Here is a 17128-nt window from a genome sequence, read left to right as displayed (position 1 = left end):
CTGCCGAGCCAGCATGACCCGCCCGCCACCGCCGCTGAATTTCGTGCGTTCATTTGAATGCGCCGCCCGGCATCTGAGCTTCACGCGCGCCGCGGAGGAGTTGGGCTATACGCAGGCGGCGATATCCACACACGTGCGGGCGCTGGAAAAATACGTGGGTCGGGCATTGTTCGTACGCAAGGCACGGTCTCTGGAGCTGACCGAGGTTGGTGAGGCCTACCTGCCTACCTTGCGGCAGGCACTGGCCCAGATCGACAGCGCGACCGAGGCGGTCGTGGCGAGCTCACGCGAACGCTCGGTCATTCTGTCCTGTCCGATGAGCCTTGCGGAAAACTGGCTGCCGGGGTGTTTGTCAGCGTTCCGCGAAGTTCATCCCGAGATCGAGGTCGTCGTTCACGGCACGATCTGGGACGGCGTCGACGACGGGATCGCGGACGTGGTGATCACCGTCAATCGCGAAGACGACCGCCCGTCGGGCGCGGCGCTCATGTGGCGCGAGACGCTGTCGCTGCTGATGGCGCCGTGCCTCGCATCCAGGCTCGGCGGCCCGTCGGATGTTTTGGGCTTGCCGCGCATCCTGATTTCGGGGCGGCAGGAATACTGGACGATCATGGGAGATGTGCTCGGGATCGCGAAATTCGACGCAGGCCATTCGATCAAGACGAACGGATCGAACATCTCGCTCGAGATGGCTGCGCGCGGGCTGGGGGTGACTGTCGCATTGACCTCGCTCGGGGCGATCCATCTCGAACGCGGGCTATTGAAAGAGCCGTTCGCGGTCCGGCCTGAAAGCCCGTGGTCCTATTATTTCGACACGCGGCGCGGGGCCAAGAACCTCGCCACGCGGGCGTTCGTCGACTATCTGAGGGACTACGCAGCATATCGGACTGGCACGGCGGACTGACCCCGCGGCGTTCAGATCTTTTCGCTGTTATCCTCGCGGCGGACGCGGAAGACTACGAGATAGAGCGCGGGCGCGAATACCAGCGTGATGACCGTGCCGGCGATGATCCCGCCCATCATCGCGTAGGCCATCGGCCCCCAAAAGATCTGCCGCGAGATCGGGATGAGCGCGAGGCTCGCCGCGGCCGCGGTCAAGAGGATCGGGCGGGCGCGGGCGTCTGAGGCTTCGAAGACCGCGTCCCAGGCGCTGCGTCCCTTGGCGCGCAGCACCTCGATTTCGTCCACGAGGATGATGGAGTTGCGGATCAGGATGCCGATCAGCGCGAGGACGCCGAGGATCGCGACGAAGCCCAGCGGCGCGCCTGAGGGAACGAGCGCGGCGACCACGCCGATGAGGCCGAGGGGCGCGACGCAGAGGACGACGAAACTCAGCCGGAAGCTCTGCATCTGGATCATGATCAGCGTCAGCATGATCAACACCATCAAGGGCACGACGGCGGCGATCGGCGCCTGGCTGTCCGCGCTCGATTCGACGGTGCCGCCCACCACCGCCTCGTAGCCCTGCGGCAGGTCCGCGTTGAATGCGGCGACTCGATCCGCGAGGTCCTTGACGATCGTGTCGGGCTGGTCCTTCGTCTCGATCGCCGCTTTGACGGTGATCGTCGGCATCCGGTTGCGCTGATGGATCACCGGCTGTTCGGTTTCATAAGAGAATGTCGCGACCGAGCGAAGCGGTATCGTCACGCCGTTCGCGGCCGAAAGCTGTAGGTCGGGCAGCGCCTCCACCGACTGGCGTGAGACGGCGTCGCCGCGCGCCACGATGTCGATCAGGTACGCGGCATCGCGCAGTTCGGTGATGCTCGTACCGTCGTAGATCGCGTTCAGCGCCGCCGCGATGTCGCGCGGTGTGATTCCAAGTTGGCGCGCCTTGTCCTGAAGAATCTCGAGCCGGACGACACGCGTCGGTTCGTTCCAGTCCATGACGATGTCGCGCAGCCGTTCGTCACTGGCGACGAGCGCGGTCAGATCGCGTGCGTGGTCGCGCAGCGTCTCGATGTTGGGGCCGGAGATGCGGTACTGGACCGGACGCCCGACCGGCGGGCCGATCTCGAGAAGCTTGATGAAGACGTCGATTCCGGGAAACTCGTTTGCGGCGATATCCCGCAGCTCGGCGCGGAGCGCGTCGCGGTCCTCGACGGACGGTGTCTGGATCACGACCTGCCCGGTATTCGGTCCCGGCGTGGGAACGTCATAGGACAGCAGGAACCGGGGCGCGCCGCGGCCGATATAGGACGACCAGAAGAGCACGTGCTCGCTGTCTGCCAGATGTACCTCCATCCGCTCGATCTGTGCAGCGGTCTCGGAGATCGAGGCGTTCTGCGGAAGCGCGAAGTCGATGATCAGCTCGGGGCGGTCGGAGCTCGGGAAGAACTGCTGCTCGACGAAGCGCATGGCGTATATCGAGAAGGCGAAGGTCGCGACCGTGAGCGCGATGGTGAGCCAGCGGAACCGCATCGCGGCACGCAGGAGCACGTGGAAGGCGCGGCGTACGCGGCCCGGTTCGCCCGTGTGGTGCTTGAGTTTCGCGGGCAGGAATGTCACGCCCAGGAGCGGCGCGAACAGGACCGCGACGATCCACGAAACCGTCAGAGACACCGCGATCACGACGAAGAGCGAGAAGGTGAACTCTCCCGCCGCCGAGTTGTTGAGGCCGACGGGGATGAACCCCGCGACGGTGACGAGCGTGCCCGTGAGCATCGGGAAGGCGATCGAGGTCCAGGCGTAGGAGGCCGACGCGCTCAAGCTCTCGCCCTTCTCTAGCCTGGAGATCATAGTCTCGATCGCGATCATCGCGTCATCGACCAGTAGCCCGAGCGCGATGATCAGCGCGCCAAGCGAAATGCGCTGCAGCGTGAAGCCGGCATAGTGCATGATCACGAAGGTGATCGCGAGGACGAGCGGGATCGTCAGAGTGACGACGAGGCCCGCGCGCATGCCGAGCGAGACGAAGCTGACCGCGAGGACAATCAGGATCGCTTCGAGGAGCGCCTGGAGAAAGTGGCCCACCGCCTCGTCGACGACATGGGGTTGGTCGGCGACCTGGTGAATCCCGATCCCGACCGGAAGCTGGGCGGTGGCCTCCGCGATGACCGCGGTCAGCTCCTCGCCGAAGTCGATGATGTTGGCGCCCTTGCGCATCCCCACGGCGAGCCCGATCGCTTCCTCGCCGCGATAGCGGAAAAGCTCGGTCGGCGGGTCCTGGTAGGTCCGGCGGATCTCGCCCACGTCGGTCAGACGGAAGAATCGGTCGCCGACCCGCAGATTGATGTCTTCGAGGCTTTCTGTGCCCGAAAACTGCCCGCCGATCCGAACGAGCACGCGTTCGGGGCCCGCGTCGATCACGCCCGATGGCAGGATCGCGTTCTGCGCGGCGAGCGTCGCTTGCACCGCCTGCTGGTTCAGGCCCAGCGCGGCCAGGCGCTCGGTCGAGAATTCGAGGTAAACGACTTCATCGCGCGTGCCGTAGATCTCCACCTTGCCGGCGTCGGGAAGGGCCTGCACGGCGCGGCGGACGCCTTCCGCGTGGTCGCGCACCTCGCGCGGGGTGAATCCGTCCGAAGTGAAGGCGTAGAGATTGCCGAAGACGTCGCCGAAATTATCGTCGAACTGGAAGCCCGCGAACTCGGCCGGGAAATCGGACCGGATATCGGCCATCATGTTGCGCACCGTCTGCCAGATGCGCGGCAGTTGGCGGGCGCGTGTCGTGGGCAGAAGCTCGACATACACAATGGCCTGACCCGGCCGTGTAACTGACCGCGTGAAGTCGAGCTCATCGAGGTCTTCAAGCTTTTTCTCGATCCGGTCGGTGACCTGGCTCAGCGTTTCCTGCACGTCAGCGCCGGGCAGGGCGGCGGCGATGATCATGGTCTTGATCGAGAAATCAGGATCCTCTTCGCGACCGATCTCGACATAGGCGAGAACGCCCGCCGCCATCGAGATGATCATGAGGAACCAGACGAAGGATCGGTGCTGAAGCGCCCAGTCGGAGAGGTTGAAGCGATTCATCCGGGCACGCGCGGGCCGACAATCTGCCCTTCCTCAAGCGAATGGATTCCCTTCACGACCACCTCCGTTCCGGGGCTGAGGCCAGAGGTGACAACGATATAGTCACCGACCCTCGGGCCGAGCGTGACAGGCACTCGCTCCACTTGGTTGTCGGCGCGATCGACGCGCCAGACCGAAGGGGACGGGCCGTCGGAGTCGAGAACTGCGCCGGCCGGCAGGACGACGCCGGCATCGCTTCCCGAAAGCGGTGTCACGCGGACGAGGGCACCCAGCCGGAAGGAATCCGGCGCATCCTTCAGCGCAAGATGCAGCCGCCGTGTCCGCGTGGTGCGTTCGGCAACCGGGTCGATCTGGCGGAGCGTCGCGGTTGCCGTCACGGCGGGATTGGCCGCGAGGCGGGCTTGGAACTCCACGCCCGGCTCGAGCGCGGCGACATCCTGTTCGCTGAGGTCGATGACAATTTCGCGCGCGTCAGTCGCGGCGAGGCGCAGCACCGGCTGGCCCGCCGACAGCGTCGCGCCCGGCTCGGCGAAGATTTCGGTCACGACGCCGTCCTGAGGCGCCGTCAGCGTGGCGAGATCGCGCGTGTCCTGGGCACTTGCGAGGCTCGCACGGGCCTGTTCTAGCCGAGCCTCGGCCGCGACGAGGGCGCGTTCGGCATCTTCGAGCCGGGTTTCACTTCCGGCACCCGTTTCAGCAAGTGAGCGCGCCCTGTCTGTCGCGTCTGCGGCCGAGCGGAGCTGGGCCTCGGCGACCGCGACGCCGGCTTCGGCGGCCCGCAGATCCGCATCGAGCGCCTCTGGGTCGAGGCGTGCCAGAATCTCGTCCCTTTGCACGACGTCGCCTGCCGAGATCGGCCGTTCGGCAATCGTGCCGATCAGCGGGAAGCCGAGGTCGGTTTCGATCCGCGAGGCGACCGTGCCGACATAGGTCAAAGGCAGTTCGGCCTCGGGCTGGACAACCACGCTGACGACTGGGCGGGGCGCGGCCCCGGAGGGCTGCTCGGCCTCTTCCGCAGTTGCAGGAAGCGCGAGAATGGTGGCCAGACAAAGCGCAAAACGGGTCATTCGGCGATCTCCTCCGCAGCGCGGACCGTGCGTCCCGGGTAGAGCAGCTGAGCGCCGGCGCCGACGACGAGATCGCCGTCTTCGATTCCGCTCTTGATGAGGATGCGCCCGGTTTCAAAGCGCTCGATCTCGACAGGTTGCAGCGTGACGGTCATCGTATCGGGATCGACCCGCCAGACCGCCGGCCCCCCGGCCGTCGCCGACATGGCCGACCAAGGCAGGACGACCAGTTCCGGCCCCTCGCGCGTTACCGATCCGCGCACCGCCTCGCCGAAGCTTAGCCTCTCGGGCGGGTTGTCGATCGCAACCGTCACGGCGACGGTGCCGGTCTGGGCATCGACGACAGGTGAAATCTCGTCGATATGGCCATGGAAGACGGTATTCGGATCGTCGATTGGGTTCAGCGTCACGACGGGCGGTGCGGCGCCAAAGCTTAGAAGAACCTCGGGAACATCGAAGACCGCATCCATTGCGCTGCCGAGCGCAAGCTCAAACACCGGCTGGGCGGCGCCAACGACTTGGCCCGCCTCCACCATCCGCTGCGTGACTGTCGCGTCACCGGGCGCGAGCAGAACCGTATCGGCAAGCGCTTTCTCGGCCCGGTCGAGATCGGCGCTTGCCTGCGCCAGAACGCCTTCGGCGATTCTGAGGGCGTCCTCGGCGCTGTCACGAGCGATCCGGGTCGTGGCGCCGCGCTGAAGAAGCGCATCTTGACGCTGGAGGTCCTCGACCGCCTGCCGGTAGTCGGCGGTCGCGGTCGAGAGGCCCGCCTCGGCCGCGCGACGCGCCTGTTGCTGCTGAACCGCCTGCATCCGGGCGAGGACGGCGTCTTGCTGCACTTCGTCCCCGGCGTCGACCAGAACCTCGGTCACGCGCCCGCCCGAGGGGAAGGCCGCAGTCAGGCTGTCCCGCGGGCGCACCTCTCCGGTCAGCGAATACAGCCGCGAATCGGGCATCGCCTCGGCCTGCACGATTTCGACCCTCAGAAGATCGGCCGATACCGCAACGGTCGCGAACCAAGCGGCCAGAAACGCCCCGAAGACCGGAGCGAGGTATCGCGCATTTCGCATAGATGGACTCGTCCCTGACGTCCCGTGTCGCGCACAGCGTAGCAAAATCAACCCGATGGTCGAGACCCGATTGTCGGAAAGGCTGCCGCCTCAGGCGGCGAAAGGTCGTTGACAGCAGTTGGGCGCAAGTCCTCTCATGTCGGGAAACGGAACGGGCGACGCCCGGCGCATAGATGGGAGGACACATATGACATTCGCTAGAACAACGGTCGCCGTGCTGGGTATGGTCGCGTTGACCGGCGGAATGGCGGCGGCGCAGGGGGATTGCGCGGCGGGCAAGACGCTGAAGGACGGCGTGCTGACGATCGCCACCGGGAACCCCGCTTACTTTCCATGGGTCATCGACGACGACCCCGCCGGCGGAAAGGGGTTCGAGGCGGCGGTCGCCTACGAAGTCGCGGCGCGAATGGGCTTCGCTGCCGACAAAGTGGAATGGACCTCGACGAGTTTCGACCAGGCGATCCAGCCCGGACCGAAGAATTTCGACCTCAACCTTCAGCAGTTTTCCATCACGGCCGAGCGCGACCAGATGATCGACTTCTCCGACCCCTACTACACGGCCGCACAGGCGGTCCTCGTGCGGCAGCCGACCGTCGACGCCGGGGCAGAGCCGACGATTGCGTCACTGAAGTCGCTGAAGTGGGGTGCCGCGGCGGGAACGACCGCGCCTGCCTTGATCGCGAGTCTGATCGGCCCCGAAGCCGATCCGCTTCTTTATGACGACACCGCTGACACGTCCGAGGCCCTGAAAGCGGGCCAGATCGACGCGACGCTGATGGACCTGCCGACGGCGCTTTATACCTCTGCCGTGCTTCTCGATGACGGCGTGGTGCTCGGCCAGTTCGCGTCGGGCAGCGAGCCATCCGATCAATTCGGCCTCGTCTTCGAGGAAGGCAATCCACTTCGCGACTGCGCCAATGAGGCGCTGGCCGCGATGGTGGCGGATGGCAAGCTGGCCGAGATCGAGGCCGAGTGGCTGCAACAGGCGACTGGCGTTCCCGTCGTCGAATAGGACGGCCGATGACCGACGATAGCATGAAGGGGGCGGCCGGCACCGTGCGGATCGCCCAAGGCGGAGTGCGCCACCCGACCCGGCGGGAACTGCGCGAGCGCCGTCTCAGGCGGCGGAGCACGATCATCGCCGCGACGAGTACGGCGGTCGTAGTCGCGCTCATCATCATCCTCGTGCCGATGGCGCCAGGATGGGAGCGGGTGCAAAAGTCCTTCTTCAACGGTCCGATCTTCGCTCAGACTTTTCCGGGTCTCTTGCGGGCTTTCATGCTCGACGTGGCCATCTTCGCGTGGTGTGCGCCGATCATCGCGGTCCTCGGCCTCGTCATAGCGCTCGCTCGCGACGCACGGTCGCCCGCGCTTTATCCACTGAAGCTTTTCGGGATCATCTATAATGACGTCTTCCGGGGCGTGCCTGTCATTCTCGTGATCTACCTCGTCGGGTTCGGCGTCCCCGGCCTCGGCCTGCCCCGGCCCTGGAACAGCCCCTATTTGTGGGGCTCGGTTGCCGTGATTCTGACCTATTCGGCCTATGTGGCCGAGGTCTACCGCACGGGCATCGAATCGATCCACGAATCCCAGCGCGCGGCGGCGGCCTCGCTCGGGCTCACGCATTGGGACACGATGCGCTACGTGATATTGCCGCAGGCGATCCGGCGGGTGATCCCTGCTAACATGAACCTCTTCATCGCGCTCCAGAAGGACGTGGCGCTTCTCTCGTTCATCGGCCCTGTCGAGATCCTGCGTCAGGCCGGTGTTTACAAGTCGCTTCTCGCGAACTTCACCCCTTATCTCGGGGCGGCGGTCATCTTCCTGTGTGTGACGGTGCCCGCGACGCGGGCCGTCGACCGGATGATCGCGCGGCAGAACCGGGCGCGGAGCTGAGGGGAATGGGCGAGAAGCTGCGCCTCGAAGGCGTAATCAAAAGTTTCGGAGCGAACGATGTCCTTTGTGGCGTCGATCTGTCAGTCGACGAAGGCGAGATGGTGTGCCTGATCGGCGCCTCCGGTTCCGGCAAGTCGACACTGCTACGCTGCCTAAACCTGCTGGAGCCCATCGACGACGGGCGCATCCTTCTGGACGGCGTCGACATCTCGGAGCCGGATCTCGATCCGCTGCCCGTCCGCCAGCGCATGGGCCTGGTCTTCCAGAGTTACAACCTTTTCCCGCACATGACGGCGTTCGAGAACGTGATGCTTGCCCCGCGCCGGGTGTTACGAAAGTCGCGCGCAGAACTTGCGCCCGGGGTCGAGTCGCTCTTCGCGCGCTTCGGGCTCGCGGCGCAAATGGGCCATTATCCCGACCAGCTTTCGGGCGGCCAGCAGCAAAGGGTGGCGATCATCCGTGCGCTCGCGATGCGGCCCGAGGTGATGCTGTTCGACGAGGTTACTTCGTCGCTCGATCCAGAACTCGTGGGCGAAGTGCTCGATGTCTTGAGGTTGCTGAAATCCGAAGGGATGACGATGGTGCTCGCCACGCACGAGATGGGATTCGCGCGCGACGCGGCTGACAAGGTGTGTTTTCTGGATGGTGGCCGGATCCTCGAGGAAGGGCCGCCCGCAACGATCTTCACGGACCCGCACGAGCCGCGAACGCGCGAGTTCCTGCGCCGGGTTCTGTAGGCGAGAGGGCTTGCGAGGCTTCAACCGCGATGCGAAACACGTCCCGTGACGCACCTGAGGAGGAAGCATGGAGCGCCAGACGATTGATGCGGCCGTGGCCCAAATCCGTCGCCGCTCGGCGTTCCGGCCCGAGATCGCGCTGGTTCTGGGATCGGGCCTCGGGCCGCTTGCGGATCAGGTCGAGGGCGAGGCGATCCCGTTCGCCGATATCCCAAATTTTCCCGTGTCCACCGCGCCCGGCCACGAAGGCCGGCTGATTCTCGGGCGGCTCTTCGGCCGCGATTGCGCTGTCATGCAGGGGCGCGTCCATCTCTACGAAGGCTACACGCCGCAGGAGGTGGTCTTCCCGGTGCGCGTCATGCAGGCGCTGGGCGCTGAAACGCTGGTTCTCACGAACGCGGCGGGCGGCATGAACCCCGAATACAGGGTCGGCGATCTTGTGGTGATCGAGGATCACCTGTCTCTGCCCGTCGCGGCCGGTCTAGATCCGCTTCGCGGGCCGAACGATCCGGAACTTGGCCCGCGCTTCGTGTCGATGAACCATGCTTATGACCCCGGTCTCGTCGCGCTCGCCGAACGACTCGGTGGGCTGAAACGCGGTGTTTACGCCCACGTCGCGGGGCCGAGCTTTGAGCCGCCCGCGCTGATCCGGATGCTTCGGGCGGGGGGCTGCGATCTGGTCGGCATGTCCACCGTGCCCGAGGTCATCGCAGCGCGTCATCTCGGGATGCGGGTGCTCGCGATTTCGGCGGTGACGAACATCGCCGTCGACCGCGTGGACGATCCGCATGTGACGAGCGAGGCCGAGGTCTGGGAAACCGCCCGCGCGATCCGGCCGCGCTTCCTCGCGCTGATGGAGGCGCTGATCCCCGCCCTTCCGAGAGCGAACCGATGACCGTCTTTCCTGAAGCCGCCGACATTCTGGTTACCAACGCGCATGTCCTGACTATGGACGATGAGCTGACCGAACTTCCGACCGGTGCGCTTGCCGTCAGCGGCGGCCGGATCACGGCGCTGGGCCCGTCGGCGGAAGCGCGCCGGGTGAGGGCCGCCGAGACGATCGACGCGGGGGGCGGCTTCGTCCTGCCGGGATTCGTGAACACGCATTGCCACGCGGCCATGACGCTCTTTCGTGGGCTTGCAGATGACCGCCCGCTCGATGGCTTCCTGAAGGCGGTTTGGGCGGCGGAGGCGGCGCATGTCGTGCCGGAGACGGTGCAGGCGGGCGCGGTGCTCGGACTGGCCGAGATGGCGCTGGGCGGGGTCACCCACGTGGTCGACATGTATTTTCACCCATCGGCGACAGTGGCTGCCGCACGCAAGCTCGGATTCGGGCTAACGACCGGGCCGGTCTTCATCGGATTCGACGGTATCGACCGGCTCCCATGGCGGGAGCGTCTGCGGTTCGCGGAGGAGTTCGTGGCCGAGCATCGCGACGCTGAGGGGATCAATCTGATGCTCATGCCGCATTCCGTCTACACGCTCGGCGAAGACCAACTCGGCGAGATCGCGGCCTTGGCGGCCGCGCGCGACCTGCCCGTGCACATCCACGCCGCCGAAGCGCCTTCGGAGATGCGCCTCGTCGCCGAGCAACATGGCGCCACGCCCGTGCGCGTGCTCGAACGGTGCGGGTTGCTCCGCCCCGGAACGCTCTTGGCCCATGCCGTCCATCTCGACAATGCCGAGATCGCGATGCTGGCCGAGGCGGGTGTCGCGGTCGCGCATTGTCCGCTGTCGAATGCCAAGCTCGGCTCCGGCATGGTGCGAATCGCGGACATGAAGGCCGCGGGCGTGACGCTGTCGCTTGGCACCGACGGCGCGTCGAGCGGCAATGATCTCGACATGTGGAAGGCGATGCGGCTTGCCGCGCATCTTGCCGTTCTGTCGTCTGGCCGGCCTGACGCGCTGTCGGCGCGAGACACTCTTTTCATGGCAACGCGCGGAGGTGCGGCGGCGGCCGGGCTCGGTGCCGAAACGGGCATGCTCGCGCCCGGGATGCGAGCCGATTTCATGGTGATCAGGCGCGACGCTCTGCATCTCATCCCCAGCTATGACCCGTATTCGACGCTCGTTCATGCCGCCGGGCGCGACGACGTCGCACATGTCGTCTCACGTGGCCGACGGATTGTCGCGGACGGTCGTTTGACGGTGCCGATCGAAGACGAGATCAGCGCGGTCCGGCGGCTTGCCGCACGGATCAGAGACGGATCAGAGGCATAGCGCGCGGTCAGCTGAATGCCGCTTTGGGCTCCAATGCAGCCCTTCGGCGTTTGAATGTTTCCGGATTGAAGGGTAAACTGCTTATGGTTGACCGGTCCGCCCCGTCTGCTGGGTCGGAGGGAATTTAAGGAAGTTTGGTTGGCCAGGTCACATTAGGCCATCTTCGCTGCCAATTGAGAGGGTGGGGTATGGAACGACCGGCGACGAAAGTCGCTTCCTCTCGGCATGAGAGGGGAGACCTGCCTGCGTTCGAGGACTTGCTCGCACAGGGTTCATTTCACGCGCGTCTCGCCAAGGCGCGGGCGAAAAGGGAAAAATCTCTCGCAGGGAAGTCTGAGACGGGCGAAGAAGACTTCATTCTGACGCCCGGGCGCAAGCCGTGGGAGAAGCCCGCTTCCGAAGCGAAGCGGCGCCAGTTCAAACGCGAACCAGAACCTGCGCCGCCCGACGATCCGGCGATACTCGCGCTGTCGCACAGCCTCAAACAGATCGCTCCGACCAAGAAAATCGAATCAGTAGGCAGACCGGGAACGGCGGAGTTGCTGGGACCGGCGAAGCCCGTGCCGCCGGCCGAGCAGAAGGCACCTGCACCGCCGAAGCCGGAACCGCAGCGCGCCAGACAAGCTATATCTCCACTCCGGGCTGCGAAAGATGTGCCGTCTGCACCGTTCGCGCCCGAAGACTGGGAAGAACTCGAACTGCCGGTCGCGCCTCAGAAGACGATCGCCACGCTCAGCCCGTCTCCGATCCCGTATGCGGACGAAGAGGAAGAAACCCCAGCGGCGCCCGAGCCGAAGCGGCGGCGCGACTACCGGATTGCGGCGGGATTTGCGGCGGGAATGCTCATCGGGATCGTCGGCGCGTTCTGGGTTGGCCGCAGCGACGTCGTGCCGGGAGGAGGATCTGAGTCGATCGTGCAGGTGGCCGCAGAGGCGCCATTCGGCCAAGCGGTGGCACCAGCCCAGGACAGCCCTGTGGTCGTGTCCACGACCGCGCCGACGCGTGCCATGATCGCACCCGAATACGCGGCGATAAGCATAGTCCCGAGAGCGCTGGACTCTGCGCCGAACATCGCGCCGCCCGCCGCTTTCGACACAGTCGCATCGGCGATCGTGCCCGACACACGGCCGCTCGCCAGCAGCCCCTTCAGCGCGGACGTGCGTTCTGCTGCGCTTCCAATTCTGCCCGATATCGGCTCACTTGCGGATCCCGGCCTCGAGATCGCCGTACCGGGCTCGATACATCCACTGCGCAGAATGGCGCAGCCGGCGGGGCCGGGCGTGTCTGACAGCTTGCCGGCCGCCGCGCCTGCGTTGCCGCGCGCGTCGCCGACGGCTCTTGCTTTGGTCACACAGCCCGAACCCCAGTCGACGTGGCCGGAATCGCTCAGCGCGCCGGGTCGGGCTGCATTGCCGGCGGCGCTGCCTTGGAACCTTGGAGAGCCTGCGGCGACGCCCGTTCTGGCATCGCTGAGGCCGCCTCGTCCCGAACTGGGCCCAATGCCCGAAGGAATGTCTTCAGACGGCTTGCAAGACTCGCCAGCGGCTTTGCCTGTCGCGATCCTTCCCAGGGAGGAGCCCGGCCGCTATTCCGCTCTCCCGGCGCCTGATGCGAACGACACCGACGTACCGGTCGCCGTTCCCGCCCCACCGCCGGTGCCCAGCCCCGCAGTTCCCACGGGTCAGGACGCGATCGTGTTCGTCCACGCGCCAACAAGCGTAGCTGAGGCCGAGCTCGTCGACGTGATGGCGAAGCTGGTCGGAGGCGGATACACGCTCGACCCCGCCCGGCGCGTGTCGTTCTCGATCAGTAAGAGCAACGTGCGCTTCTTCCATCCCGGGGACGCCGAACTGGCCCGTGCGCTTGCCGACCGGATTGGCGCCAGTGCCCGGGATTTTACAAGTTATGAACCCGCACCGCCGACCGGAACGATCGAGATATGGCTCTCCGGTTCCGGTCCCAATGTTGCGGCGACATCCAAGAGCGGGAGTGTCGTGCGGCAGCCGAAACAGGTGCAAAAACTCCTTCAGCTACGAAACAGAATTCTTAAGCGCCTTCGCAATGGTGAGCATTTGTAGTTCGGCTTCTGCCGCTTGACGACTCATAGAGAGGCTTTCATGCCGGGTACCCGTCTCCTCGCACTGATTACGGCGCTTGTCCTCGTCGGCGGCAACTCACCGGCGCGGGCGGATTACACGGTCAGCCAACTTGAAGAGATCGAGCGGCTGATCGTGCGCAAGGATTGCGGTGCGCTTTGGCTGTATCTTCAGGCTAATCCCGGCATCATGGCCGGCGGCGATGCGCTGTCGCTCGAACTGCGCGCCTTTGCCGATGCAACGGCGCGGGGGCAGATCGACTGCTTTGACGCGCCTACCGCCCAGACGTCGGTCCCGGCTGCGGGCCCGGTCGTAAATTTCGCCGAAAGCGCCTATTGATCGGCGCGGCGAGGGGGAGGCAGGCCTGATGCGGCAGCACAACCTTGCCTATCTGATCGAGCCGCGATTTCCAGGCGGCACATCTTCGGCGCTCGCGGCGGAACTTGCGGTGACGGCTGGCACGGGGCGGGTGTCGATACACCCTGCCGAGACGTCGATGTTCGACGGTCGGAGCATCGCGCCACAACTTGTTCGAACGCTCAACGTGCTGGGACTGGAATGCACGGAATGCGCGCGCACGATTGGTGCGGACATTGTCGTTATTCATAATCCGGCATTTCTGAAGTTCGAGAAATTATTGTCAACACATATAGTTGCGCGTCATGTGATCGCGGTTACTCACGAGAATTTCCTGCGCCCCGGAGGAGAGGAGGGCTTTGACGTCGCGCATTGCCTGAGCCTCATCGACCGATCCACTCTGTCGCTGAGGAAATCCGTTGCGCCGATTTCGCCGAACAACCGGGCGACGGTCGAAGAGTGGGCGGCGCGACACGGACTGCCTTCCGGTTGGGACATTCTGCCCGAGGACTGGATCAACATCTGTGACTTCGACATGGCGCCGCCCACGGATCGACCTCGCGACCGTCGCGGTCGTCACTCGCGCCCCGGGCCCGAAAAATTTCCGAAGCCGGCGACGCTCGATCTGATCTTTCCTTCCCATGCCGAAGCGAATGTCATTCTTGGCGCGGACATGCTGATCGCGGGCCAAGAGACCCATCCGCACTGGACGCTTCATCCTTTCCGAGGGCTTGATGTCGCGCGTTTTTTCGAAATGATTGATTTCATGGTCTATTTCACGGCACCGGGTTGGCGCGAAAGCTTCGGCCGCGTCTTGGCGGAGGGCATCGCCGCCGGCAAGGTCGTCATCTCCGACCGGGAGACGGCCGCGGGTTTCGACGGCGCGGTCATCGGTGCGGAGCCAGAGGAGGTCGACGGCATCATCCGTTTGTTCATCGCTGAGCCGGAGCGCTACATCTCGCATGTGCGTTCCGCCCAAACGGTCCTTTCGCGCTTTTCGCCCGAAGCGTTCCGCGACCGTTTTTTGCGGCTCACCGGCCTTGGCGCTCCGACCGGAGCGGCCGCATGATCTTGATCGAGGCGGGAGAGTGCAGCGAACGGGCGTTCGACGCCAAGCTTCTGCTCGCCGCGCAGCTCGCAGGGCGCGGCCACCGGGTCGTGCTGGACGAGCGAAGCCTGCCCGAGCGGCTCGACCGGCACCAGAAATATGATTCCGTCCGGTTCCTTGCCGAGCTCGACCCCACCGCGATTTCCCGCGTCGTGGTGATCGGAGCCGAAAACCTGGCGTCGGAAACTGCCGCAGGCCTCAGGTCGACGAAAATCGGGCCCGAGACGCGGGTGACCGCGATCGGCCGCTTCGCCGACCGGCAGTCGGCGATCGCCGCCCGCGCGAAGATCGCCTACGCGACCGGCCGAGAGCCTGAGCTCCTGGATCTCGAAGAGATTCAGGGATCGCCGCTTGTGCCAGGCGCAATTTCACCGCTGGCAGCGGCGCCGGCGCCGGCGGGCGCGGCAAGCAACGTGCCCCAGCTATTCCTCTTCTTGCCGCAGGAAGCGCTCGACGAGCCTCAGACCCTACAGATCCTCGGTGCCATGGATCAGATACCGTCGTACCGGCTCAATTTGATCCTTCCGGGCAAGGGCAAGGAACAGATTCGAGCGTCGCGCTTCTCCGGGCTGCTCGTGCACTCCTACTCCGAACTTCCGCCTGCTGGGTTCGCGGCGCTCGCGGATATCGCAGCGTTTTTTGGTGACCGGGTGCCCGGCGAACGCATGGCCGCCTTTGCGCTCGATCTTATGCGATCGGGCAAGGTGGTGATCGACTGCACCGTCGGCGCAGGCTTTGCGGCGGCGGGTGCACCTGCGGTGCGCGGGCCCGAAGACCCGATGGCGCTTGCCGCCTATGTCGAGCACACCGTTCTCGTCAACCGGGGCGAGATCGGGCGGCAGGCACGGCAGAGCCCGTGGCTCGCGCGCCGCGGGATCGAGGTGCTGGAAAGGGCGCTCGATCTGCCCTCCAACGTTGATGAAAGCGGCGGGAACACGCCGTCCGATCCGCGCCGGATCTTCGTTCCGACGAACGGCGTCGGGCTTGGCCATGCGCAGCGCTGCACGCTGGTCGCGTCCGAACTCAAGCAGCCCGAGCGCTGCTTCTTCGCCGCCTTTCCAAGCTGCCTCGGCCTCATCCTCGACAAGGGCTTCGATTGCCTTCCGCTCGTGGCCAAGAGCCCCCACCATCCCGAGGATCATGCCAACGACCTTCTGACCTATTTGAGGTTGCACCGCTGCGCGCGAGCGGGCGATCAGTTGATCTTCGACGGCGGCTATGTCTTCGATTCCATCTACAGGATCATTCTGGAGATGGGGCTCGACGCGGTCTGGATCCGACGCGGGCTCTGGCAAGCTGGGCAGTCCGTGCGCGCGCCGATGGAGCGCGAACGGATATTCTCCCGCGTGATCCTGCCAGGAGAGGCGTTCGAGGAATTGAACTCCGTGCCGTTCTTCGACCCCCGCAAACATGCGGTGGGTCCGGTCGTGCAGCACGCGCCAGCGCCCGGCAAGACCGAGCGCACGGAGAGGCGGCGGGCGCTGGCCGAACGTTTCGGCGTGGAATTCAACAGGCTCGTCGTGACGATGCTCGGCGGCGGAGTCGCCGCGGACCGAAGTGTTCAGATGCAGGCCCTGGCCGCGATGATGGCGGCACGACCCGACTGCCTGCATCTCATCGTGCTCTGGCCGGGTGCGGCCGTGCCACTCGGGGTGCAGGGCTGGCCCAACACGCGTGTCGTGCAGACCAAGGCGGCGCTTGCGCTCTGCCAGATCGCCGATGCCGTCGTATCGGCGGCGGGCTACAACTCCTTCCACGAACTGCTCTATCACGGGATTCCCACGATCTTCGTGCCGCAGATGGCGAGCTTCATGGACGATCAGGAACGCCGCGCGCAGGCCGCGGCTGACCGGGGGCTGGCGGAGGTCGTGCTTGCGCACGAGCTCCTGCTGCTAGAGCGGAAGGTGGCTGAGCTTCTCGATAATGGCAGGGCTGAGGCTATGGGCGCGGCGCTCGCCGCGGCCGTACTTCCCGAACGCGGCAACGCGCTTGCCGCGCAACTCATCGAACTGCGGAGGGAAGGGAGATGACACCGGAGCACTGGCAGGCTGTCCTGTCGCGCATCGGGGCCGAAGCGCCCGCCGATCTCGACGAGGAAGTCTCGCCGAAGATCCGGCCGCGCAAGGGGGCCGGCCTGTCGGTCTGGAACGACGGCACGCCCCCGCCCTCGCCGCGTCTGTGGGACCGGCCGGAAGCGGGGCTGTCCCAGATCGGTATCCGCATCGACGACACGTTCGCCGGCGAGGAAATCGCCGTTGCGCTCAGGCTCGCCGCAGCGGCGTTGGAGCGCGGTGTCGTTCCGTTGATCCTGGCCGTCGGCGACGGCCCGGTCTTTCTCGAACGTTTCGGTTTCCGCGTTGAGCGGTTTGTCGGCGACAGCGCGGATGACCGCGCCGCCTGGGAAGCCGAGATGACGGCGTTCTGGGATCTGGCCCTAATCATCGACGCGCGGGACGTTGTGGTGTTTGGTTAGCGGCCCTGTTTTTATTCTGCGGCGATGTTGTCTTTGATTTTTTCGACCTTGACGGCGGCGAACTTGAACTCGGGGATCTTGCCGACGGGGTCGAGGGCGGGGTTGGTGAGGATGTTGGCGGCGGCCTCGACGAAG

At 65.5% G+C, this 17128-nt stretch carries 14 protein-coding genes; 11 read left to right on the top strand and 3 right to left on the bottom strand.

The features are described from left to right. Positions 1-13 precede the first annotated feature (13 nt). Positions 14-904 carry a LysR substrate-binding domain-containing protein gene (locus tag DEA8626_RS11825; RefSeq protein ID WP_181366433.1) on the top strand — a complete coding sequence of 297 codons (891 nt, stop codon included), beginning with the start codon at positions 14-16 and terminating at the stop codon, positions 902-904. An 11-nt stretch (positions 905-915) separates the two neighbouring features. Here DEA8626_RS11825 and DEA8626_RS11820 read toward each other — a convergent pair whose 3' ends face one another. The 3 genes from DEA8626_RS11820 to DEA8626_RS11810 are packed head-to-tail and all read right to left on the bottom strand — an operon-like array spanning position 916 to position 6106. Then, complete coding sequence (locus DEA8626_RS11820) at positions 916-3969, bottom strand: efflux RND transporter permease subunit (protein WP_108853452.1); 3054 nt, start codon at positions 3967-3969, stop codon at positions 916-918. Further along, on the bottom strand, positions 3966-5036 hold the full coding sequence (locus DEA8626_RS11815; protein ID WP_108853451.1) for an efflux RND transporter periplasmic adaptor subunit: 1071 nt from the start codon (positions 5034-5036) through the stop codon (positions 3966-3968). The genes DEA8626_RS11820 and DEA8626_RS11815 overlap by 4 nt, the downstream gene beginning before the upstream one ends. Next, positions 5033-6106 (bottom strand): efflux RND transporter periplasmic adaptor subunit, encoded by a 1074-nt coding sequence (locus DEA8626_RS11810; protein WP_108853450.1) that lies wholly within the window; start codon positions 6104-6106, stop codon positions 5033-5035. The genes DEA8626_RS11815 and DEA8626_RS11810 overlap by 4 nt, the downstream gene beginning before the upstream one ends. A 187-nt stretch (positions 6107-6293) precedes the next feature. Here DEA8626_RS11810 and DEA8626_RS11805 point away from each other — a divergent pair, with 187 nt between their 5' ends. From DEA8626_RS11805 to DEA8626_RS11760, 10 genes are all read left to right on the top strand, one after another. Next, the gene (locus tag DEA8626_RS11805; protein ID WP_245890851.1) at positions 6294-7118 is read left to right on the top strand and encodes an ABC transporter substrate-binding protein; all 825 of its coding nucleotides are present in this window, start codon (positions 6294-6296) and stop codon (positions 7116-7118) included. 23 nt (positions 7119-7141) lie between these two features. Next, positions 7142-8002, top strand: coding sequence for an amino acid ABC transporter permease (locus DEA8626_RS11800; protein WP_108854030.1), 861 nt, complete (start codon positions 7142-7144; stop codon positions 8000-8002). 5 nt (positions 8003-8007) lie between these two features. Continuing rightward, positions 8008-8739 (top strand): amino acid ABC transporter ATP-binding protein, encoded by a 732-nt coding sequence (locus DEA8626_RS11795; protein ID WP_108853449.1) that lies wholly within the window; start codon positions 8008-8010, stop codon positions 8737-8739. Positions 8740-8806: 67 nt separating this feature from the next. Then, entirely contained in the window at positions 8807-9634 is an 828-nt protein-coding gene (locus DEA8626_RS11790; protein ID WP_108853448.1) for a purine-nucleoside phosphorylase, read from the top strand. After that, the gene (locus DEA8626_RS11785) at positions 9631-10959 is read left to right on the top strand and encodes an amidohydrolase family protein (RefSeq protein WP_108853447.1); all 1329 of its coding nucleotides are present in this window, start codon (positions 9631-9633) and stop codon (positions 10957-10959) included. The genes DEA8626_RS11790 and DEA8626_RS11785 overlap by 4 nt, the downstream gene beginning before the upstream one ends. Positions 10960-11093: 134 nt before the next feature. Further along, the gene (locus tag DEA8626_RS21065; protein WP_181366432.1) at positions 11094-13037 is read left to right on the top strand and encodes a hypothetical protein; all 1944 of its coding nucleotides are present in this window, start codon (positions 11094-11096) and stop codon (positions 13035-13037) included. A 39-nt stretch (positions 13038-13076) separates the two neighbouring features. Further along, positions 13077-13394 carry a hypothetical protein gene (locus tag DEA8626_RS11775; protein WP_108853445.1) on the top strand — a complete coding sequence of 106 codons (318 nt, stop codon included), beginning with the start codon at positions 13077-13079 and terminating at the stop codon, positions 13392-13394. A 28-nt stretch (positions 13395-13422) separates the two neighbouring features. Continuing rightward, the gene (locus tag DEA8626_RS11770) at positions 13423-14481 is read left to right on the top strand and encodes a glycosyltransferase (RefSeq protein ID WP_108853444.1); all 1059 of its coding nucleotides are present in this window, start codon (positions 13423-13425) and stop codon (positions 14479-14481) included. Next, positions 14478-16550 (top strand): glycosyltransferase, encoded by a 2073-nt coding sequence (locus DEA8626_RS11765; protein WP_108853443.1) that lies wholly within the window; start codon positions 14478-14480, stop codon positions 16548-16550. Before DEA8626_RS11770 ends, DEA8626_RS11765 begins: the two co-directional genes overlap by 4 nt. Then, a complete protein-coding gene (locus tag DEA8626_RS11760; RefSeq protein WP_108853442.1) occupies positions 16547-16993 on the top strand; it encodes a hypothetical protein in 447 nt (148 codons plus the stop codon). Before DEA8626_RS11765 ends, DEA8626_RS11760 begins: the two co-directional genes overlap by 4 nt. The last annotated feature ends 135 nt before the right edge of the window (positions 16994-17128 follow it).

Origin of the sequence: Defluviimonas aquaemixtae, from assembly GCF_900302475.1 — a bacterium.
Lineage (GTDB): Bacteria > Pseudomonadota > Alphaproteobacteria > Rhodobacterales > Rhodobacteraceae > Albidovulum > Albidovulum aquaemixtae.
Note: the sequence above shows the minus strand (reverse complement) of the source record. Positions and strands in the feature narration are given on the sequence as shown.